The organism is bacterium (genome assembly GCA_021108215.1).
Lineage (GTDB): Bacteria > Oederibacteriota > JAAXVQ01 > JAAXVQ01 > JAUVAV01 > JAIORK01.
On sequence record JAIORK010000001.1, the window covers coordinates 52275 to 76423 of the forward strand.

Below are 24149 nucleotides of genomic sequence, written 5' to 3' on the forward strand. Positions count from 1 at the left end.
AAGGGTTTAATTTATCCCATAAATTTGCAATGGGTTTTTTTGTGTGATATACTTCAATCAAAGGTAATAAAAGAACGTATTTATAATAAAAATTGTAAGAATACTGTGCAGTTGAAAAGGAGGGAGCGGTTATGGCTTCCAAAATTACAAGTAAGCTCACTTATGAGTACAAGCCTACGTTTATGCGGAAGGCAAATTGGTTAGGGACCTTGGCGCTGTTTGGGACCTTGCTGTTGTTTGCCGGTGTTTCACTTTCTGCTGCTGAGGTGGATGATAAGCTTCTACCCAAAATTGTTAAGCAATTGAAGGAGAAAGGGAAGAAGATTAAAAGCACCTCAGTCCTTGAGGCAGGAGAAGAAACCACTATTGTTGTAACTTTGATCAGTGGTGAAGTGAAAACCTATGACAATCAAGGCCGGCTCAAAGAGGTCAAGCATCCGGATGGAAAAATTACGCGTTACGAAGACGGGATGCCGGTGGAGGAGATCAGTCCTACCGGTGAAACGCTTTCAACCACTAAATATTTTCGTAGTCCGGAAGGGAAACTGAGAAAAACAATTAAAACCGGTAAGAGTGGTGTTCATATTAAACATTTTGATAATAAAGGTAATGTTATTCAGAACACATCTCCGCAAGGCACAAAATTTTACAGTAATTATACGAAAAATGAAAAAGGCCAGACCACGGGTTATGTGGAAAGAAATATGAATACCGGGAAAACCGAGAAAGTATTTCTCGATTCGAAAACCGGTGCAGTGCAGACAAAAATTGACCAAAATGGTGTGCGGACCGATATGGAATACCAGCGGGATGCCAATGGTGAAATGATCGCAACCATTGAAAAAGACAGCCAAGGGCACGAGAAAATTAAAAAATATGAGAACGGTCAGTTGGTAGAGGTCATTGAAGATGGTGTCAGGACGACACACGAGAACATCTTAAATGAAAAAGGTGTGCTGGTGATGAAAAAGGAGCGGAAGGTTCTCCCGGCTGCCGGCGGTACGGTTGAGGATATAACCATCAAGGAATTTAATGAACAGGGTCAGGTCACCAAAAAAACCGACCAGATGGGAATTCATATTTATTCGTATGTTTTGGATAAAGACGGCAAAATTATTTCCCGGTTTGAACGCATTGAGAGTCCGGACGGATCTTTTGAACCGTCTGAGAAAACAACTGATTATGATGATGCGGGTCGGATTATCCGGGTGGTGGAAAAAGGCAAGACCGCCAACACAGAATATGTGTTGGATGACCGGGGTAATATTGTTTCTTCAACAGATAAAATTACGATTCATTTGGGCATGATGTCTTTTACCCAGGAAATCAAGAAGGAATACAACGAGCAAGGGCAAGTGATGGCCAAGGTGGATGACAACGGTCACCGGACGGAGTATGTTTATGATGCCGCCGGCAACCGGATCAATTCAAAAAGCGAGTTCGAGAGCACGGAATACACCTATGACACGAACGGTAATATGATTTCAAGCGTGACCATTGATCATAAGAGTACAACCTATACAGAGTATGATATTAAGACCAAGCTGCCGGCTAAAAAAATAAAATACAAAAACAGCGGTGTGATGGAACTGACGACCTATGGCATCAATGATCAGGGCAAGCGCTATGGCATCACCAGTGAACCTTTTGGGGTTCGTGTGACTACGTATCGTGACTCCACGAGCGAACAGCCCGAGCACGCCGTTTTTACCAAGCATAATGGCAAGCAGACCGTAAGCACCTATGACTATTTTGGGGATCATATGGTGGCCAGCAAGGAAATCGGCGAGTCCAGTGTTACGGAAACCATGTACAATGCCTTTGGCAAACCGGACAGTTCGGTTCAGACCGACAAGTGGGGGCGGGTCACAACCACGACCCATCAGTATATGAATGGCCGCTCGTCTGCTTCAATTTCAGTTGATAAAAAAGGGAAGAGTATTACCAAGTTCAATAAATTTGAGGAACCGGTTTCAATTACCCGGATTAATACCATTGGTTTTCCGCGCAAATCGGTAGAGGAGAGAATTTATAAGGATGGCATTCTGGTCCGAAGTGTTTCTTCGGATGTGAAGGGGAAAAGTTATACGGAATATAATATGTATGAACAAGCCCAGGTTGTCCATCGTGTTAATTATCACGGTTTTCCACGTGAAAATTGGGTGACCAACGCCTACAATACCAGCGGTGAGTTGACCAACAGTTATCAAATTGATTCGCGCGGCTATACGGAGAATGATTTTGATGACGACGGTTTGATGACGGAAAGCCTGCGGCTGGACATATACGGTTTTCCCAAGATGAAAACAACAACGTATAATTATATCAAGGGTGAGTTGGTTACCAGTGTTTCCGATGACACCCGGGGAACTTCTTATAATAAGTTTAATGCCGACGGGCTCATGGTTGAGTCAAAACGCGAGAAGAAATTTGGTTACCCCCGCGTGGATTACTCCACCTTTGAGTATGACGGCAACGGTTATATGGTTTACGGTGAGTCCACCGATGCCAATGGATTCACGAAGAACTGGTACAATATCGATGAATTGGTGGCGATTTCTTATCGGGAAAACACCTATGGGCATGCACGGCAGCAGTGGACGATTAATGAATATGATAATGCCGGCTTTATGACCGTGAGTAAGGAAACCGACCTTAAGGGCTGCACAATCACTCAATTTAATCGCGATTCACTGGCATTGACCAATATGCGGTTTGATCATTATGGGGTTGAATATGGCCGCAATACGATGACCGTAAACAATTATGATGGCGAAGGCTTCATGGTGGATTCCCTCAGCAAGAATCTTATGACATCGATGGCAAAGGAATTTGATAAGGATTCGCTTTGTCAATTCCAGAGCCAGAAGGATAATTTTGGTATAACCTATGCCCGCGACAAGGTCAGTGACAGTTTTGTTTATGATGGTGATGGCCGGTTACAAAACAATGTTTCTAAAGATCTGATGGGTGCTACCTACAGCACTTATGATATTCACGGCGATGCAACCAAGACCCTGCGTTTGGGGAATTACGGTCTGGAAGCCTCGCGGATATCCCGGACCGGGTCTGCGTTTGAGGCGGATACGGGGATGACCACTGAGCGTGTTTCATTAACCGCTTACGGCACAACCTGGAGTATGGAATTTGATCCGCAGACCGGCTTGGAATCGTTGCAATTTTCAGACAACAATTTTGGTTTGTTGGCTTCGCGTAAAACAACGTCGCGGATTGAATTGGACAAGCGTCATGGACTGACGCGCAACACTCTGGCGACGAATGACTACGGCAAGACCAGTACTCATTTTGACACGGAGAGTGAAGGGCAGTATGGCATCGCGGTTTCCAGCCGCTCGATTAATAATTTTGGACTTGGATATACACTGGATACAACGACGGCGATTGATGCGGATGAGAAGACCGGGCAGAATAAAACCACCAAAGCAGCCAATAAATATGGGAGCACACTGACGGAATTCGATACATTATCCGGCGGCAGCCACGGTGTGGCGGTTCGCTCCTTTGCAGATAATCATTTTGGACTGCTTGCCAGCCGGAAGACCGCCACCCTCATTGATTCGGATCTTTATAATGGCTTGAATAAAGCGACTGTCGCTAAAAATGAGTACGGGATGACGGTCACGGAATTTGAACATGAGGAATTTGGTGTTTCCACCCGTTCCGAGGCCTTTAATAATTTTGGTCTGGGACTGACCATGCATACGGTCACCACCATTGACGCGAATGTTTTCAACGGTTTGAACCGCCAGACCATTGCCAGGAACGAATACGGAGAAACCATTACCAAATTTGATGATCAAAAAACCGGTGTAGCCGAGGAATCACAGTCGAAAAACAACTATGGACTGGATGCCGTCCGGGAGACGCTTACCAAGATTACTTGTAATACGGACAACGGGCTCAACCAGGTCACGGTTGCCAGCAATGATTATTCCACCACCAAAACCCAGTTTGATGATGTGGAGTATGGAACCGCAGAAATTTCCATTACAATTAATAATTTTGGACTGGGTGCTACCCGCGAGACGACAACTTTGATCTATACCAATCCCTACAACGGTTTGAATGAAATGACCATCGCGACAAACGCTTACGGTACGACTGTGACAAAATATGATAGTGAAGTATCGGGTGTGGCCGAGGAGTCTTTGTCCAAAAATAATTTCGGTCTTCTGGCCTCACGCATAACCTATACCAAAATTGATGCAAATCATGATAGCGGTATCAATGAGAAAACGGTTGGGAGCAATGAGTATGGAGTGACCACGACATTTTATGACGATGATTTTGGGGTGGCGGTGGAATCGTATGCGGATAATAATTTTGGTTTGGGCGCTACGCTGAAATCCCATACCCTTATCACAGCGGATACGTTTAATGGTTTGAATAAAATGACGGTTGCCAACAGTGAGTATGGCCAGACCACGACCTTGTATGATCATGCCGAGTACGGGGTGGCCCTTGAATCACAGGGACTAAATAATTTTGGTCTGGTTTTCAGCCGCAACACCCACACCGATACTACAGCCAATACCTGGAACGGATTGAATCAACAGACTGTCGCAGTCAATGAATACGGCACAACCACGACCTTGTATGACGACCAACAGTTCGGTGTTGCCGAGAGATCCGTTTCCCGGAATAATTTCGGACTCGGTGCTTCTCAGACCACCCGTACCAAGATTTGGGCCAACGAGTATAACGGACTCAATGAAATGACGCATGCTAAAAACGATTACGGACAGACCTGGACGCTATATGATGGCAATAAAACCGGTGTTTCAGAGGAATCTTTTTCCCGGAATAATTTTGGTCTGGGTGCCTCGCGCGAGACCTTCACAAAGATAAAAGCCGACAAACATAACGGCTTAAATGAAAAAACCATTGCGGTAAATTTTTATGGAAAAACCACAACATATTATGATAGTGATAATTACGGTGTTGCCCAGGCTTCTTATTCGGAAAATAATTTTGGATTGGGAGCCAGTCTTAATACGGCAACCAGGATCCAGGCAAATGTGGAAAACGGGCTCAATGAAGTGACAATAGCCTCCAACGAGTACAGCACAACCATCACTCTTTATGATGATCAGAAAACCGGTGTGGCCGAGGAATCCATGGCCTTTAATAATTTTGGGACCCTGGCCACCCGTGTGGCCCATACGACCATAACCGCCAACACCTGGAACGGACTCAATCAGTCAACCAGGGCTGATTCTGAATACGGTACGACGATAACCCGCTATGATGATGCGGCCTACGGTGTGGCGCTCAATTCGGATGCGTATAACAATTATGGACTCAATGCGGCGCGCGAAACCTACACCGAGATAACGGCCAATACCTGGAATGGCTTGAATCAGGAAACCACAGCCACCAATCGCTATGGCACCACCACGACCCATTATGATGATCAGAAACATGGTGTGGCCTTAAACTCGGTGGCGGACAATAATTTTGGTTTGGGGTCAACCCGGCATTCGGAAACAGTTATTTCCGCCAATGCCTACAACGGATTGAATGAATGGACCCTGGCGCAAAGCGATTATGGCTGGACCTATACAGAATATGATGCGGATGATTACGGTGTGCCCACCCGGTCACTGGCAATGAATAATTTCGGGCTCAAATCAACCCGGTTGACCATGACGACGATTGATGCAAATATTTCAACCGGTTTAAACAATCAGACCACCGCATTGAATTATTATGGAACCACGACCACTACTTACGACAGTGAAAATCATGGTGTGGCGGTACGTTCTTATGCGGAAAATAATTTTGGTCTTCATTATTCACGAAACACTTTTACCACGATTGACGCCAATGTTGACAACGGGTTGAATCGGACGACGGTGGCAGCCAATGAGTACGGGACAACAGTCACTGAATACGATGACCAGGTTTTCGGTGTTGCTGTCACATCACACGCATCGAATAATTTTGGATTGAATTTTGCGGCCGAGACCGACACCATCATTACAGCCAATACCTGGAACGGGCTGAATATATCGACCGAAGCGACCAATCAATATGGACAGACCCTGACGTTATATGATGATCAAGATACGGGTGTGGCTGAGGCGTCCTATTCTATGAATAATTTTGGATTGGGTGCCACTCGGAATACCTTTACGTTGATTGAGGCCAGTACCTGGAACGGGCTCAACGAACAGACCCTGGCGTTTAATCAATACGGGGTCACACGCACGGAGTATGACGTGGATGATACCGGCAAAGCCGAAGAATCATGGGCGCAAAATAATTTCGGTCTGGGCGCCAGCCAAAACACACATACGCTGATTTATGCCAATGCGAACACCGGACTCAATGAAATGACCAAAGCGGTCAATGATTACGGCACGACTTGGACTTTTTACGATTCAAATCAATCCGGTGTGGCCGAACGTTCGATTGCCTTAAATAATTTTGGGCTTTATGCATCACGGACAACAGAAACTGATATCGAAGCAAACTTTGACAATGGTCTTAATCGCCGGACCACGGCGATTAACCTGTACGGGACCACGGTGACCCAGTATGACGACCAACTGACAGGATGCGCGGTCAGCTCGCATACTTCGAATAATTTCGGGCTTTTGGACTCGCGTATTACAGATACCGCCATTACCTGCAATACCTTTAATGGCCTCAATCAGCAAACCGTGGCGACCAACGATTACGGTGTTACGGAGACTAATTATGATGATCAGCAGTATGGTGTGGCGCTTAATTCGGATGCTGTAAATAATTACGGCCTGAATTTTTCAAAAGAAACACATACGGAGATCACGGCAGATACCTGGAATGGACTGAATATTTCGACGATTGCCAGCAATCTCTACGGTACCACCACCACGCTGTATGATAGTGTCGAGACGGGAACGGCACAGGAATCAGACGGGGTCAATTATTTTGGTTTGTTGCTGTCACGCAATACGCATACCGAGATTACGTCCAATAGTTTCAATGGTTTGAACCAGTCCACGATAGCCGTTAATGCATACGGCACGACCTGGTCTTTATTTGATGACCAGGCTTATGGGACGACGACGGAAACTCTCTCGTTAAATCATTTTGGATTATATGCCTCTCGTTTGACGCGTACGCAGGTCAATGCAAATATTCAAACCGGTTTAAACACCAGTACGGTTGCCACCAATGATTATGGCACAACCTATACGGAATATGATGATGAGGATTCCGGTACTGCGGTGTTTTCCCATGCGGAAAATAATTTCGGCCTTTTAGCTTCCCGCATTACCGATACCCAGACCACGGCCAATCGGGACAATGGGTTGAATAGTTTTACCTCGGCGGTGAACGATTACGGCCACACCCTGACCTTTTATGATGACCAGGATTACGGAACATCTGATTTTTCCATGTCCTGGAACAATTATGGTTTGGGGGAATCGCGGGTTACGTTCACCGATGTGGAGGCCAGTACGGTGAACGGTCTGAATGAATATACGATTGCCACCAATAATTATGGGACCACCACAACCCTCTATGATTCGGCCTTGACCGGGGTGTCTCTTCAGTCGGCGGCGGCCAATAATTATGGATTGACTGCTTCACGTGAGAGTACGACGATGATTACTGCCAACACCTATAATGGTCTGAATCAATCCACTGTTGCCAGCAATGATTACGGTGTCACCTACACCAGCTATGATGATGAGGAATACGGTGTGTCGGAATGGTCGCACTCTCAAAATAATTTTGGTTTGACCATGAGTCGTTCAACCTACACCGTGATTACCGCCGATGTCCGGACCGGTTTGAATGAGGGGACATTGGCGACTAATGATTATGGGACCACCCAGACATTTTACGATAACAATGCTTATGGTGTGGCCATCGGGTCCATGTCCTGGAATAATTTCGGTTTGGGCGCCTCACGGGTTACGACCACGATCACAACCGCCAATACGGACAATGGTTTGAATCAGCGGACCTTTGCGACCAATGGCTATGGCTGGACCGAGACATTTTATGACGATTCCCAGTATGGTGTTGCGACCGGTTCGCAAGCGCATAACTTTTTCGGGTTGGGAGCGGCACGTGATACGACCACAGTCAGCATTGCCAACACTTATAATGGTTTGAATGTAGAGAGTACAGCCAGCAATGCGTATGGTTCTACCACGACCTACTACGATTCAGTCAATTATGGCGTGGCCACCGGCTCGCATGCAGTCACTAATTTTGGTCTGACCGCCAGCCGGACAACCGACACCGTGGTCAATGCAAGTCATGCAACGGGTTTGAATATTTGGACAACAGCGGTGAGTGATTATTCCAGCACCACAACCTGGTATGATTCCATGGATACCGGCACGGCAACCAACTCGCTGGCCACTAATAATTTTGGGTTCGGTGCCACACGCAGTACCGCCACCACAGTTCAATCCAATTCCTGGAACGGCCTAAACGAGATGACGATCGCGGTTAACAACTACGGTACCACGGAAAGCCATTTTGATTATGCCAGCACCGGGAGCGCGCTTTACTCAATCGGGAACAATAATTACGGCATTGGACTGGCCCGGAACACATTGACCATCAATGATGTTAATACCTGGAACGGTTTAAACAAAAACACCCTGGCAATGAATGATTACAGTATTACTGCCACTGTTTATGATGATACTGAATACGGTACGGCCCAGTACTCCGACGTCCTGAATTTTTACGGTATTGGTGCTTCACGCATGACGCATACCGATATTACCGCGCGGACCGATAATGGTCAGAATACTCAGACCACGTCCATCAATGCGGCCGGGACTTCAATTACTTATTTTGAGTCGGATAATTATGGTGTTGCCACCTCCACCGTGAGTAACCAGAATTTTGGACTGCTTTCTTCGCGTAATTCAACCACCATTAATAATGCCAACACGTATACCGGTCAGAATATCGAGACTTGGGCCTACACAGACTTCGGGATGACTTATTCAACCTATGATTCCTGGGGATACGGCACCATCAACAGCAGTATTTCCGACAATTACTATGGTGTTGATGGCAGCCGGGTAACCACCACCACCTTTTCCGTTAACCAACAGACCGGCATAAATAATTGGTCTCGGGCTGAAAATGCTTTAAATATTACGTATACCTATTTTGACGCTGAGTATGGGACAGCCTACTCATCTGCTAGTTATGGGAAGTACGGTGCCCTGAATTCCCGCTCAACGACGACTGATTTTACAGTGAACCAGTGGAACGGGATGAATATTTTTTCTGTGGCAACCAATCTGCTTTCCGAGACTACCAGCTATTTTGACGATGTCTATGGCAAGACAGTGATGACTGAAGCAGAGAGTTATTCCGGAGCGCTTTACGGCCGCAACACCACAACCATTGTGGATGCCAGCAATTATACAGGTCTGAACCAAGCCACTTATAGTTATTCCATGCTCTCCGAGACCTGGACGAACTATGACAGTGAATACGGGCTGCAGACCGATTCGATCAACAAAATGAATGAGGCCATTACGCTTAATTATGCGGTCTATACGTCCACCACGTTCGATATGGATGAGTGGACCGGTATGACGGATTCAAGTACGGCGAATAATCAGTTGGGTTCGACCTACTCGACGTATGACAGCAATGGTTTTATTGCAGTCAGTTATAATCATGCGGCCTACGGCGCGGTGGAATACACAACGACCTATTACACAGCCAATATCCATACCGGGATGAACAGCTCATCTACCGCCTATTCTTATTCGCGCCTGAACAGTAGCAAGCTGGTTTCCACTTCAGTCACAACCTATGATGCTAATGGTTTTGCCGTAACAACGGTAAGCACCAAGACCACCGGACCGACTCTGTCGCGAGAGGCCACCACGACCACTGACACGGATATTTATACCGGCCAGAAAACCTACTCAGAGACCACCACTTCATTATCCGAGTCCAAGTCCTGGGCCAATGTCAAGGGGCTGGATGTGTATTCGGAGACGGAAAATTATCTCGGCCCCCACTATGGGCGCAGTAGTCAGGAACAGTCCTGGTACAATGAGGATACCGGGATTAAGATCAGATCCTATTCGGAAAGCGGGCTAAACAAGACCTGGACCTATTTGGATGAAAGTGGTTTGCCACGCGGCGGCGGCGGGCAAATTTATCAGGAGAAGTACAACAAATATTCCGCCTCGGATGCCGGACAGGTAGAGTATGTTCAGGCAGGAGATATACATTGGTCCGGCAATCCCTCAATGACGCGTACCAGCAATCCTATTTCTGTGAGCGATACCTATTTGGATACCAATGGATTTACCCTCTATACCTGGACCGGAAATATGTACGGTGCTGCCGGCGATGAACTGACTAAATTTATACCTACCATTAATCAGGCGAACGGCCAGAACCTTTCCTCCTGGAAATATAATTATTGGAATGGTTCCCGGTATGGAGACTCCAAAACCTACAGCACCTACAATCAAACCTATGGTATTGCAGACTACTCAAAAAATTGGAACAAGGACGGTGATGTTACTGAGACCAGTACGAACTTTAATACAAGTACCGGATTGACTTCTTCCACTTCGACCACGGGTGATGGCTATGTGGCATCAGGGTCATACGATAGTTGGGGGCGTGGTTTGAAACGGAGTGGTTCGACTTCACAGGAAAAACCGGACGGCAAGAGCACCAAATGGGAGACTTACTACAGTTCGTATGAGTATAATAATTGGACAGGGCTGATGAAAAAAGAAGTGCGGACTGGATCGGAAAACGAAACCATCTGGTACAACAACCACGGGGTGGAAGATGCCAACTGGAGCAGCAGCAGTACCTGGGTCAGCGGTTCGCAATACCAATTCACAACGTTTGGCGGCTTTGAAACCCCCAACGGGCATCCCCAACAGGCGGTCCTTGAGCTCAGCGGTGAGGGATTCGGTACCACGATGATTATTACCAAGCATGATTTGCAGGTCTTTGATGAAGGCCAAAATGGACAGTACTATCTTCCGACCTGGGAACAGGTACAGATGATGTATGCCGATTATATTACTAATATGACCATCCACTATAACCTGGGGGTGGATAGTCCGACCAGTGCTTATGTTGAGGATGATAAAGGGACAGAACATTGGGTCATGGATGGATACGGTTATGAAAATATTTCAGTACGGACCCGCACTAATTTTGACGGGACCACCATGACCTGGAATTATCATAAAAATCCGGAAGATGAATATCCCCATTCTGCTGATATCACTTACACGGGTTTTATGGGTATGCATAATGGTTTTGGTACGGAAACGTATAATGAATTCGGTGTTATGACCCAGCAGGTCATGAATAATTCCGATACCTGGAATGAGACCATCACCTTTGAAAACGACGGCCAGTATTTAACCACCGCTACCGGACAGCGCGAAGATGGTCAGAACGTAACCTACAGTTTTACCGGTGTGGGTGAAGTGGCGGAGATGTCGGATGACAAAGGTATTACCGTATTTGATACAGCTGCCAACCGGCGTACGAGCACAACCGGCAGTCTGGGAACATTCACTTATACCTATAGCGGCGGATTCGTTACGGAGATTGCCGGGACGGTAAGTGTGGGCGGCTCGGTGATTATGGATGAGTACTGGAATGTGGGCGAGTGGACCGACAGCATGGGTGTGGTGCATACTTATTCCCCCACGGAAACGAACAAAGGGTATGTGACCGCAGCCAATGAGAGTTTTACTGATGCCAACGGTACGGTTTGGACCGGAACTGTGAATTATGCAGATACCGGATTTTACTTTGAGAACGCGACACTGGAAGCGGCCAATGCCAATGTTTACGAGAGCGGTGCGATCAATACCGTTTTAATGGACAGCTCGGCTGCCATGGATTTCCTCGAGGGTCTGATTGCTCAATACAATACCGAAATGGAGACCTACTCCTGGAGCGCCCCGGGTGAAACCGGAAATCTGTTGACACTGGGTGATTGTATATTGGCCAATTTCAGTGCGGACGATATTTCCGGTATTGCTGATGTACTGATTAATATCAATGGAGACGGCAGTTCGATATCTATTTTTAATAACATCGAGTTTATGGAAGATGTGTTTGAAAAGAAGGATCGTTACAAACCGACCTCATCTGCAAATCAGGTCTCCGGACAAATATCGGTGCCGAGTGATACGTATGACAGCGCAAAGGCGAATGATCCTTTTTATGCCGGTAATTGCGGCTACACGATCACCAATGTTGAGTCCTATCAGGTTCAGACCGGGACGCAGACGGAGACGTATTATTTGGAAATTATTCCAGATGATCCGGAAACTCCGGATGTTGATGAATATGAGGAAATTGAGCACAGCTCACAGGTTTATTGGGATCATGATAACAATCCGGATACCCCGGATGAAGGGAAGTATACGGAACATACACGCCAGGTTCCGCAGCATGGTACGCGTTACCGGTATACGAAAACCACTTATTCCAAAGTCTATGACGGCTGGATGTGGGTTGCCACAGGGACGACCCAGAGTCAGGCTTATGAGGATGCAATGGAACTGGATACCGGTGTGCTCACTGCCGGGCCGATCGGCCAGGAAGGGTCGGCGGTTGCCGCTGCCTCCAATCGGCGGATTTATAGGAAATCAAGTAGTGGCGAGGCCGGTGGTGTTCTTTTAGCCGGCGGCGCTCCGGCAGCAACAGCAGCACCGGTCAGTAAGTTTGAGACATCCTTAAGTACTTCCGGCAGTACCGTCCAGGCAGCCGCTGTCGCAAGCGACGCAACTGCGGTCGAGGAAGAAGAAAATCAAGCAGTGAAAACCACGCAGACCGCCGGGCAATCAACCGGGAAAACTGAAAAACCAATTGCAGTGAGTGGTGCTGAAGATAATGAGATTTCTGTCGCGGATAAACCGGCAGACGTGAAATTTGAAGCGGATGCGGCTGCCAATTCTGAAGAAGAAGCCGACAGTGATGAAATCGAATCGTCTGACAAGGATGTTGAACCGGAGGATGATAATACCCAAATCATGGAAGTTGTTAAAACCGGCAATGGGGTTGGGCTGGTGCTGGCCGGTGGGAAGCTTGGTCGAGGCGGTGTGCAGGCCGCTGCTGCAGTCGATGCCGACGTGAAGACCGGCGTGGAAGGTGATCTGGTCGCTGCTTTTAAAGCTATTGATTCTATTGGCGATGTTTCCGGATTCATTCAGCGGGTGTCGTCCAAGATGAATCCCAAGGCAATTGCCGCTTCGTTGATGAAATCAACCGCAGTGAGTGGTGCCGAAGATAATGAGATTTCTGTTGCAGATAAACCGGCAGGAGTTAAATTTGAAGCGGATGCGGCTGCCAATTCCGAAGCAGACATCGCCAGTGATGAAACCGAACCGTCTGATGTGGATGTTGAACCGGATGATGATACCCAAACCATGGAAGTTGTTAAAACCGGTAATGGGATTGGACTGGTGCTGGCCGGGGGGCAGCTTGGTCGAGGCGGTGTGCAAGCCGCTGCAGTCGATGCCGATGTGAAGATCGGCGCGGAAGATGATCTGGTCGCCGCTTTTAAAGCTATTGATTCTATTGACGATGTTCCTGGATTCATTCAGCTGGTGTTGTCCAAGATGAATCCCAAGGCAATTGCCGCTTCGTTGATGAAATCAACCACAGTGAATTTGATCAACGCACTGACACAGGCGTACAACCTGGTCTTCGGCGAGGGGTACCAAGATTCGTTGATCGGCAAATTTACCCAGATGGCGTCGGACAACGGAATTTTGGTAGAAGAGGTTAAAAGTGCGATTTCCGGCGGAACCGTTGTGGCCAGCGAGGCAAAACTGGCAGCCAAGATTGCCGGCGAAATGAAAGATGCAAAACAGGTCTCGACTGATGAAAAAGGTCGCGTGGTTGAATCGGTTGATTCGAAAGGAACAGAACGTATCTTTAAGTATGACAAGTCCGGAGTTACCGAAACACTCACTGCGAAAGATGGGCGTAAGAGTGTTCGGCGTTTTGACACCGAAGGTAAGCTAGTATCAGAAAATAGAGGCGATACCGTAAGAACCTATAATTATACGATGGCTGAAGGAAAAGTTGAAAAAGTTACGATGCAAGAAAGAACTGAGTCAGCTTTGACTACCTGTGAGTATGATAATCAGGGTCGGTTGCTCATGGTTGATCAACCACAGCAGAAGACAACGTATAGTTATGATGGGCCAGAGGATAAGAGCTATGCGGCTAAAATTTTTAGCGCCAATGGTTCTTTGTTGGAGGAAAAAACCTATGAAAATAGCCGTCTGGCAGAGCGCAAACGATCGGATGGCACAGTGAGCAGTTATTCGTATATGACCGACGGCAGTGGGGAAATTCTGGCAGTTACCGAGGAGAAGCAGGATAAGGATGGGGAGAAGTCCGTATTTAAATACGACCGGACCGGGCGTCTGGTTTCTTCACTGGACAAGGAGAGCGGGCGTTTTGAAAGAATGGAATCCGAGACTATGGGTGACCAGACCATGGAATTGAACGAGGCCATGGATGATATGTTCGGCGATCCCCGGGTGCACAGCATGCGTTTGGGACAAGATGTGTTTTTCGGCGCTGAATAAAGTATAAGCAGGCAAGGTTCAAGACCCGTTTTCAGTTTGATCTGGAAGCGGGTCTTTTTTTTGCAATCCTTCTTTTTACCCGCAAGGCATCATGCTATACTGCCTGAATTGAAAAAAAGGAAAGGTTCGATCCATGGACAAAATTATTATGCAAGGCGGGAAACCGTTACAAGGAAGTGTGCAGGTTAGCGGCTCTAAAAATGCATCATTGCCCATCATGGCAGCCTGTTTGCTGGCGGAGGGGACAAGCCGGGTCAACAATATTCCTGAGGTCCAGGATATCCGGACGATGGGAAAAATGCTGGAAATTTTAGGAGCGAAGAACCGGTTGCAGGACAATTGTTTTCAACTAGATCCATCAGGATTTACATGCCGGCCGGCACCCTATGAGTTGGTCAGTACCATGCGTGCTTCCATTTATGTTTTGGCACCCCTGGTGGCACGGTTTGGGAAAGCTCAGGTCGCTTTACCTGGCGGCTGCGCGATTGGATTGCGCCCGATTGATCAGCATTTTAAGGGGCTGGAAGCATTGGGGGCGCGGGTGAACCTGGCGCATGGCTATATCCAGGCAGAGGCACCTAAGGGGTTAAAAGGGGCGGAAATTTATTTGGATATCGCCAGCGTCGGTGCAACGGTCACGATACTGTTGGCGGCTGTGCTGGCCAAAGGCCGGACAATTCTGGATCATGCAGCTTGTGAACCGGAAATTGTTAATCTTGCCGACATGCTCAATGCGATGGGTGCACATATTCAGGGAGCCGGCAACAGCCGGATTGTGATAGACGGGGTCAACCGGCTTGAGGCGGTTGAGTATACTGTCATTCCCGATCGTATTGAGGCAGGAACATTGGCATTGGCCGGTGCCATGACGGGCAGCGCCATGACCATTGCCGGATATCCGATTGAACATTTGATAGCATTGGAACGCAAACTGGCTGAAGCGGGTGTGGACATCATCAAGACCGGTACCCGGCAGGTGCGTATTCAATGCCGTGAAGAAAAGATCAAGCCGGTTGATATCGTAACCCTCCCATATCCTGGATTTCCCACAGACCTTCAGGCACAGTGGATGGCTTTGATGTGTATTGCTGAAGGACGATCAGTGGTCACGGAGGCGGTATGGGAGAATAGATTTATGCATGTGATGGAGCTTAACCGGATGGGGGCGGATATTCAGATAGAAGGTACCAATGCGTTGGTGCGGGGCGGGAAGCCGCTTTCCGGTGCTCAGGTCATGGCATCAGATCTGCGTGCTTCCGCTGCTTTGATTTTGGCTGGTTTGGTTGCTGAAGGCGAGACTGCGATCTCAAGAATTTATCATCTTGACAGAGGCTATGAGCATCTGGAAAAGAAACTTGCGGCATTGGGCGCGGATATTAAAAGGGTACACGCATGAGAAACAAGAAAACCTGGATTGTAGTCCTTGCGGTATTATTGTTGTGTGCCGTCAGTTCTTTTGCGAAAAATGCGGATGATATTCGTGTTGTATTTGATCCGGATTTACGTTCCTTGATTCGTGGTGCGATTACACAAAGTGAAAAAAGTGTTGATGTGGAAGTTTTTAAAATGACAGACCGCGGCGTGATTGCTGATCTGGGGAATGCAGCCGGCGAGGGTGTTGCCGTCCGCGTCATTTTATGTCCAACACAAAAAAGTAATCAAAAAGCAGCCAATAAACTTTTGGGAACCGGCGCGAAAGTTCGTTGGTATCCTGTTACTAAAAAAAATCAGATTATGCATGTCAAGATGGGGCTGTTTGACATGCAGCGGCTTATTTTCGGAAGTCCCAACTGGACCTATTGGGGTCTGACCATTCACCACGAGGGTGTTTTGGATATTTCTTTGCCGGCAGTGGTGGATGAGATGCAAGGACGGTTTGAAGTGGATTGGGAAAAATCAAAGCCTGCCAGATTGTTGTGAAGAGGGATATAACACAATTGGCGTTTTTTTATTGGAATGATATCTTTGATTTGAAAAATGAGTTTGAATCAGTTAAACTTAATTAGGTGGACATTCTTGTTCAAATTAAAAAAAACGGCAACTAACCGGTTCGTCTTAAGTGCTGATTTTTAAAGAAAAAAAACGCACCATAAGTTTCGATGGAACATCAGGGGACTGTATCGTCAAATCCGGCTCTAGCGTATGGATACAGTATCAGTTTTTCTTTAAAAATCAGCACTTAAGACGAACAGAAGACAGTGTGTTTTATAATTTGGACAGCAGTGTTAGTTGGTATTGAAAACTGTTTTTTCGCTCCTCACAATGACAATAGTGCTGTTTTTTCAGGATCACCTAGCTAGGATCAAAATAAAGAATATAGGATGACAACATAATGAATGGCAAGTCATTGAATATTACAGAAGAAAAGCTGAATAAACTCAAAGAAATAATTCCAGAAGCATTTACTGAAAACAAGATCGACTGGGAAAAGCTGAAAGCTGCGTTGGGTGAAGATATTGAATTCAAGAATGAACGATATGTGTTGAACTGGGCAGGAAAATCCGATGCATTTAGAGTGCTGCAATCTCCCACAACCGCAACGCTTGTTCCGGTAAAAGATGAATCTGTTAATTTTGATACCACTGAAAACATATTTATTGAGGGCGAAAATCTTGAAGTGCTAAAAGTACTGCAAAAATCCTATTTTGGCAAAATCAAGATGATCTATATTGACCCACCTTATAATACTGGCAATGACAATTTTATTTATCCGGATAAATTTTCTGAAACCAAAGAAGAATATTTGAGCCGAATTGGCGATAAAGATGAGACCGGATTTATGACCCGTGAAGGGCTGTTCAGAAAAAACAGCAAAAACAGCGGACATTACCATTCCAACTGGCTTTCCATGATGTATCCGAGGTTATTTTTAGCGAGAAATTTGTTGCGAGATGATGGTGTGATATTTGTTTCTATTGATGATAATGAAGTGCATAATTTAAGACTTTTAATGAATGAGGTATTTGGGGAAGAAAATTTTGTTGCAAATATTATTTGGCAAAAAAAATATGCCGTTAGTGCAGATGATCCAAGTATTGCACCAATGCATGATTATATAGTAGTTTATCAAAAATCTTCGAATTTCAAGCGAATTTTACTTCCAAGAACAGAAAAACAAATTTTAAGGTATAAAAATATAGATAATGATCCCAGAGGATCGTGGAGTTCGGATAATTATGTTAGTAATAAGTCAATGGAAGAAAGACCTACTCTATGGTATCCAATAATGCATCCAAAAACAGGAAAAGAAGTTTGGCCTGATAAAAGTGCTGTTTGGCGGTATTCAAAAGTAAAGCATGAAGCAATTGAAAAAGAAAACAGATTATACTGGGGACCGGATTTGTCTTATGAAAAACCAAGACTTAAACGTTTTTTAAACGAAATACAAGAGGGTATAGTCCCAAGCACGTGGTGGGAATTTAAAGAGGTTGGTCACAATGATGAAGGCCAAAAGGAAACAGCAGAATTATTAGGAAAGAAAGTATTTAGTACTCCAAAACCAGTTCGTTTATTAAAAAAGATATTAAATATTAGTGTAGATAATGATGATATAGTTCTTGATTTTTTTGCAGGCTCTTGTTCTCTGGGGCAAGCAATATTTGAAGAAAATAATAGCAGGCCAAAGGGAATAAAATTTATTTGTATTCAATTACCAGAGTCTTGCTCTAATGATAGTGTGGCTCATAAAACCGGATATAAAACTATTGCTGATATTGGCAAGGAGCGTATTCGGCGGGTAATAAAAAAAATCAAGGAAGAACAGGAAGGCAAACTTAATTTAGATACTAATGCTGCTAAACAGGATTTGGGTTTTAAAGTGTTTAAATTACAGGACTCCAATTTTAAAATTTGGCAAACAAAGATAGAAAATGAAGAAGAACTTAATAAACAACTTGAAATACACACCGACCCGGTAGATGAAAATGCTAAAACTGAAAACATTCTCTGTGAATTGCTTATAAAATCCGGCATTTCACTTACTGCTAAAATTGAACAAAAAGCCGGGGTTTATCTTGTGAATGATAATGAAATTGCTTTAATTCTTGAGAAGGTTAATAATAAAATCATGAAGAAGGTTATTGATGCAAAACCGCAAAAAGTGATTACTCTTGATCGTTTATTTAATAACAATGACCAGTTAAAAACCAATACCGCATTGCAGATGAAAGACGCGGGTATAGAGTTTAAGGTGGTGTAGAGATGAAGCCATTTGTTCCCCATGAATTACCGATAAAAAATCTGGATTGGGCTATGTTTGTTTCTTTGATTGGTGAAGCAAACCGGGAGCTTGCCAAGTTTGATGCAGCATTAAACAGTATACCGGAACCTAATGTTTTGCTTTCTCCGTTAACTACAAATGAAGCTGTGCTTTCTTCCAGAATAGAGGGAACCCAGGCAACGCTTGAAGATGTCTATAAATTTGAAGCTGCGCCAAAAGAAAGAACAGAAAAATATGATGATATTATAGAAATTATTAATTACAGGCGAGCCATTACTGAAGCAAGTGAAAAATTGAATAGACTTCCGCTCAGTAGCCGTCTCATTCGGGAGATTCACAAAACATTACTTTCCGGCGCCAGAGGTAAAAATAAAACTCCTGGTAAATTTAGAACCGGACAGGTTTATATTGGGCAGATGGGAACAGATATCGGAAGTGCTACTTTTGTGCCGCCGGAACCGCAAACTATTTCGGAACATTTTAGCAATTTTGAGAAATATATTCATTTCAACGAAAAAGACGTTCTTGTACAATTGGCCATTGTTCATGCCCAGTTTGAAATCATTCATCCCTTTTGGGACGGTAATGGAAGAACAGGCCGGATTATCATGCCTCTGTTTCTCTATTATAAAAAAATAATTGGTTCGCCTAACTTTTATTTGAGTGAATATTTTGAGAAAAACCGTGACTCGTATAATTCCGGTCTGAATAGTATTTCTGAAACCGGCAAATGGGAAAAGTGGATAACCTATTTTTTAAAGGCCATCATAGTTCAATCGGCAATTAATAGAGAAAAAGTCGAGTCAATTCTAGCCCTTTATAAGGACATGATGAATAATGTTCAAAATAGCACACATTCTCAGTACACGCACAAAGTTGTTGATTTTATATTTTCCAATCCCTGGTTTGATACTATAAAATTCAGAGAAGAATCCAAAGTAGCGAAGTCAGCAACTTCAAGAATAATACGTATTTTATTAGAGAATAATATTCTTAAAGTAATCAGAAAAGGGATCGGAAGAAGACCGACAGTGTACGTTTTTCCTGAATTATTGAAAATTATCAGGTAAAAGTTAGCGTATCATGGATGACATGCTACGCGGTTAGCGTCCTGCGAAACGAGAAATATGGAACGCTAATTAGTTAGTGTCTCACAGATGGGACGCTAATTATTTGTTAGGAGATTGAGCATTCAGTTCGTTTTGTCATCCCCACACGTATTAAGCGGGGATCCAGGACTTATAAAATAAGCTTTTCTGGATTCCCGATAAGAGCATTCGGGAATGACAACCTAAAAAACAGATTAAATGCTCAAGCTGCCAGTAAAAAATTAACGGAGCAAAGGCATAAAGTATGAAACTCCACTGCGGCCCTAATCAGCAATTTCAGCATGATAGAATAATAGAGTTTAAGGTGGTATAGGCGTGAAAACGAATAGTTTAAAAAAAGCTTTTTATAATTCAATTCGCAATATACTGCTGCAAGCCAGGGAACAGATATCTTATACGGTTAATGTGGCTATGGTACGAGCCTACTGGAATATAGGAAAAAATATTATTGAAGAAGAGCAAGCAGGTAAAAGGCGCGCTGAATATGGTCAAAAATTAATCGAAGCATTGTCGAAAAAATTAAGTAAGGAATTCGGAAAAGGGTTTGATGCCAGCAATCTTATGCGGATGCGGCAGTTTTATCTTCTTTTTCCAAAAAGTGCCGCACTGCGGCACCAATCCGGTAAAATCTTGCCATTGAAAAAGTTTGGCTTAGAGATAGATAAACAGGAACAAATTATCGCCGCAGTGCGGCGGGAATTGTCATGGACTCATTATAAACTACTGCTGCGTGTGGAGAATCCCAGGGCCAGAGAGTGGTATATGAATGAATCATCCGATTGCGGATGGAGCACCAGGGCATTGGAACGACAGATCAATTCATTTTACTATGAGCGTTTGCTGGCCAGCAAAAGTAAAGCACCTGTTCGGCGGGAAGCGGCTCAAAAGGCCGGGAAGTTCAAGCCGGAAAATATTCTTAAAGATCCTTATGTTCTGGAATTTCTTGATTTGGCGGATCGGAGTTCCTATCGTGAATCAGAACTGGAACAGGCACTAATAGATAAATTGCAGGAATTCCTGCTTGAGTTGGGAAAGGGTTTTAGTTTTGTTGCCCGGCAAAAAAGAATATCCGCTGAGGATGAATATTACTATATTGATCTTGTTTTTTATAACTATCTTTTAAAATGTTTTGTCCTGATTGATTTAAAAACCGGCAAACTAACACATCAGGATATCGGACAAATGGATATGTATGTCAGAATGTTTGAGGAAAAAACCAGGATCACCGGTGATAATCCGACCATCGGCATTGTGCTTTGTTCTGAAAAAAATGACGCAGTGGTAAAGTATTCAGTGCTTAGTGAAAATAAACGGCTTTTTGCTTCCAAATACAAATTGTACTTGCCTTCGGAAAAAGAATTGATTGCGGAGTTGAAACAGGAGAGAAAAGCTCTGGAATCAACCCTGATATTTTCTCCCAAAGGCCAAAAAAGGAAATGAAACTCCATTTCGACCCTAATCAGCAATTTCAGCATGATGCAATAAACGCTATTATTGACATATTTGAAGGTCAACCGTTAAATCAGAGTGATTTCAGTTTTTCATTGCAATATGAGGGAAATTTTCTGGAAGATGGTGCGGTTGGGAATAGACTTGAAATTAGTAATGAACAGATTCTAAATAATATTCAGGAAATACAAACGAAGAATGAGTTAAGCGCTTCTGACAAATTGGATGGCATGAATTTTTCAGTTGAAATGGAAACCGGTACCGGGAAAACCTATGTCTATCTCCGCACTATTTATGAATTGAATAAAAAGTATGGTTTTAAGAAATTTGTTATTGTCGTACCTTCAATCGCTATTCGTGAAGGTGTATTAAAAAACCTGGAAATAACTTTTGAACACTTTCAGAATCTTTACGATAAAACGCCGGTTAATTTTAAGGTATATGATTCTAAAAATGTTTCTAATTTAAGAAGTTTTGCTATTAATAATACTATTGAGATTCTTGTTATCAATATTGACTCCTTTGCCAAAGATGAAAATATCATTAATAAGCCGAATGATAAACTGACCGGTAAACGGCCGATTGAGTTTATACAGGCAATTTCTCCAATTGTAATAGTAGATGAACCGCAAAATATGGAAACGGATATAAGGAAGAAAGCAATTGAGAAATTGAATCCCCTTTGTACGCTTCGGTATTCGGCAACACATACCAACCGGTATAATATGGTATACAGTCTCGATCCTGTAAAAGCCTATGATCTGGGATTGGTTAAGCAAATAGAAGTGGATTCCATTATTACGGAAAATGATTTTAATGAAGCCTATCTATGTCTTGAAAAAGTAATTGCGACCAAAACCCGTACATCTTCTAAAATCAAAATAGATGTGAATACAACCGATGGCGTTAAGAGAAAAACCGTTACCGCCAAGGTCGGTGATGATTTGTATGATTTGTCCAACAAAAGAGAGATTTATAAAAATGGATACATTATCAACGGTATTGATGTTTCGGAAAACTTGATTGAGCTTTCAAACGGCGAAACCATTTTTATGGGGGATACCTTTGGTGGGCTTTCCGATGAAATTATGAAAGTTCAAATTCGAAAAACCATTGAAGAACACTTTTTAAAAACAAGGAAACTTAAAAGCAAAGGTATAAAAGTTCTTTCGCTTTTCTTCATTGATCGTGTCGCCAATTACCGGGATTATGATTCGGACGGCAAGCCGGTAAAAGGGAAGTTTGCAAAATGGTTTGAAGAATTATACCGGGAAATATCATCCAGAACGGCATATAAAAATTTGATTCCTTTTGAAGCGGAAGATGTCCATAACGGTTATTTTTCTGCTGATAAAAAAGGCAAATGGAAAGATACCAAAGGGACGACTCAGGCGGATGATGATACCTTTAAGCTGATAATGAAAAACAAGGAACAGCTATTGGACATTAATGAACCTTTGCAGTTTATTTTCAGCCATTCTGCTTTGCGTGAGGGCTGGGACAATCCCAATGTTTTTCAGATATGTACATTAAATGAAACGCAATCGGAACTTAAAAAAAGGCAGGAAATTGGCCGGGGACTGCGGCTTTCGGTCAATCAGGAAGGAACACGAATACAGGACATTAATATTAATAGATTAACGGTTGTGGCCAATGAATCCTATGAAGATTTTGCCAAACAATTGCAAACGGAGATAGAAGAAGATTGCGGTGTGTCTTTTAAGGGTAGAATCAAAAATAAACAGCAAAGGGCAACGGTTACGTACCGGAAAGGCTTTGGATTGGACGAACAATTCAGGGATATATGGGATAAAATAAAATATCAAACCACCTATCTGGTAGAATACGACACATCTGAATTTATCCGGCAAGCTGTAAAAGCTGTTCAGCAAATGCCTGCCATAAGAAAGGCAGCTATCAAAACAACAAAGACCGCGCTTGAATTTGATGAAGCCGGTATTGTTATGAAAACAAAAGCTTCTTATGCAACAGTACTTGACGGGACCTTTCTAATACCCGATATCCTTTTTTATATACAGGAAAGAACGGAACTTACACGTTCCACGATTCTTGATATTCTCACAAAATCAGGGAGAATCGGTGATGTAATAATTAATCCGCAGTTGTTTCTGGACAATGTTGTTATTATAATAAAAAATGTTCTTACCGAGTTGATGATTGAGGGTATTCAATACGATAAAGTCGGTTCAAAAGAATATGAAATGAGATTGTTTGAGGACTATGACATCCACGTAAATGATCTGACATTTAAGATCACCAAGAAAGATAAAACCATTTACAGTAATTTTGTGCCGCTTGATTCCAATGTTGAATATGATTTTGCTAAAGAATGTGAGAGCAGAGATGATATTGAGTTTTATTTTAAACTCCCCTTTTGGTTCAAGATTAAGACGCCAATAGGTAGCTATAATCCTGACTGGGCTTTGATAAAGAAGAACGAGAAGACGGTTTACTTTGTTGCTGAAACCAAATCAGCAGGCCAGGAATTAAAGACAAGTGAAAAAAGAAAAATTAAATGCGGACAGGCACATTTCAATGAGTTTAAGGACGTTAAATATAGACAGGTTGCGACTGTGGGAGAACTGGATTGAAATAGAAACAAGGGATTTAAGCAGGGAAATCCATTGAAAAAACGCTGTGGGCCATGCTATAGTACACATCTTTATTCAGGGAAATCCACTTCACTTTCCGTCGCACATCAAAATGAGGATTAAACCCCTGAGATCCTAAATGAATCGTTTGGCTGGATGAAAA

General features: G+C 43.9%; 6 protein-coding genes and 1 pseudogene. All 7 read left to right on the forward strand.

Features of this window, described 5'->3' with window-relative positions:
- The first annotated feature begins 131 nt into the window (after positions 1-131).
- The 7 genes and pseudogenes from K8S19_00240 (at position 132) to K8S19_00270 (ending at position 23986) form a co-directional block, all read left to right on the forward strand.
- Complete coding sequence (locus K8S19_00240) at positions 132-14597, forward strand: hypothetical protein (protein ID MCD4812112.1); 14466 nt, start codon at positions 132-134, stop codon at positions 14595-14597.
- 133 nt (positions 14598-14730) lie between these two features.
- Entirely contained in the window at positions 14731-15993 is a 1263-nt protein-coding gene (gene murA, locus K8S19_00245) for a UDP-N-acetylglucosamine 1-carboxyvinyltransferase (protein ID MCD4812113.1), read from the forward strand.
- Complete coding sequence (locus K8S19_00250) at positions 15990-16517, forward strand: phospholipase D family protein (protein ID MCD4812114.1); 528 nt, start codon at positions 15990-15992, stop codon at positions 16515-16517. The genes murA and K8S19_00250 overlap by 4 nt, the downstream gene beginning before the upstream one ends.
- Positions 16518-16929: 412 nt before the next feature.
- Positions 16930-18795, forward strand: a complete 1866-nt coding sequence (locus K8S19_00255) for a site-specific DNA-methyltransferase (GenBank protein ID MCD4812115.1) — start codon at positions 16930-16932, stop codon at positions 18793-18795.
- Positions 18796-18797: 2 nt separating this feature from the next.
- Complete coding sequence (locus tag K8S19_00260) at positions 18798-19886, forward strand: Fic family protein (GenBank protein MCD4812116.1); 1089 nt, start codon at positions 18798-18800, stop codon at positions 19884-19886.
- A 384-nt stretch (positions 19887-20270) separates the two neighbouring features.
- A pseudogene (locus tag K8S19_00265) lies at positions 20271-21365 on the forward strand (PDDEXK nuclease domain-containing protein).
- Complete coding sequence (locus tag K8S19_00270; protein ID MCD4812117.1) at positions 21362-23986, forward strand: DEAD/DEAH box helicase family protein; 2625 nt, start codon at positions 21362-21364, stop codon at positions 23984-23986. Before K8S19_00265 ends, K8S19_00270 begins: the two are co-directional and overlap by 4 nt.
- Positions 23987-24149: the final 163 nt, after the last annotated feature.

What these genes read in the sequence shown, in the direction of transcription:
- K8S19_00240 (MCD4812112.1), top strand. Translation starts at nt 132, where the DNA reads ATGGCTTCCAAAATTACAAGTAAGCTCACTTATGAGTACAAGCCTACG.
- murA (MCD4812113.1), top strand. Translation starts at nt 14,731, where the DNA reads ATGGACAAAATTATTATGCAAGGCGGGAAACCGTTACAAGGAAGTGTG.
- K8S19_00250 (MCD4812114.1), top strand. Translation starts at nt 15,990, where the DNA reads ATGAGAAACAAGAAAACCTGGATTGTAGTCCTTGCGGTATTATTGTTG.
- K8S19_00255 (MCD4812115.1), top strand. Translation starts at nt 16,930, where the DNA reads ATGAATGGCAAGTCATTGAATATTACAGAAGAAAAGCTGAATAAACTC.
- K8S19_00260 (MCD4812116.1), top strand. Translation starts at nt 18,798, where the DNA reads ATGAAGCCATTTGTTCCCCATGAATTACCGATAAAAAATCTGGATTGG.
- K8S19_00270 (MCD4812117.1), top strand. Translation starts at nt 21,362, where the DNA reads ATGAAACTCCATTTCGACCCTAATCAGCAATTTCAGCATGATGCAATA.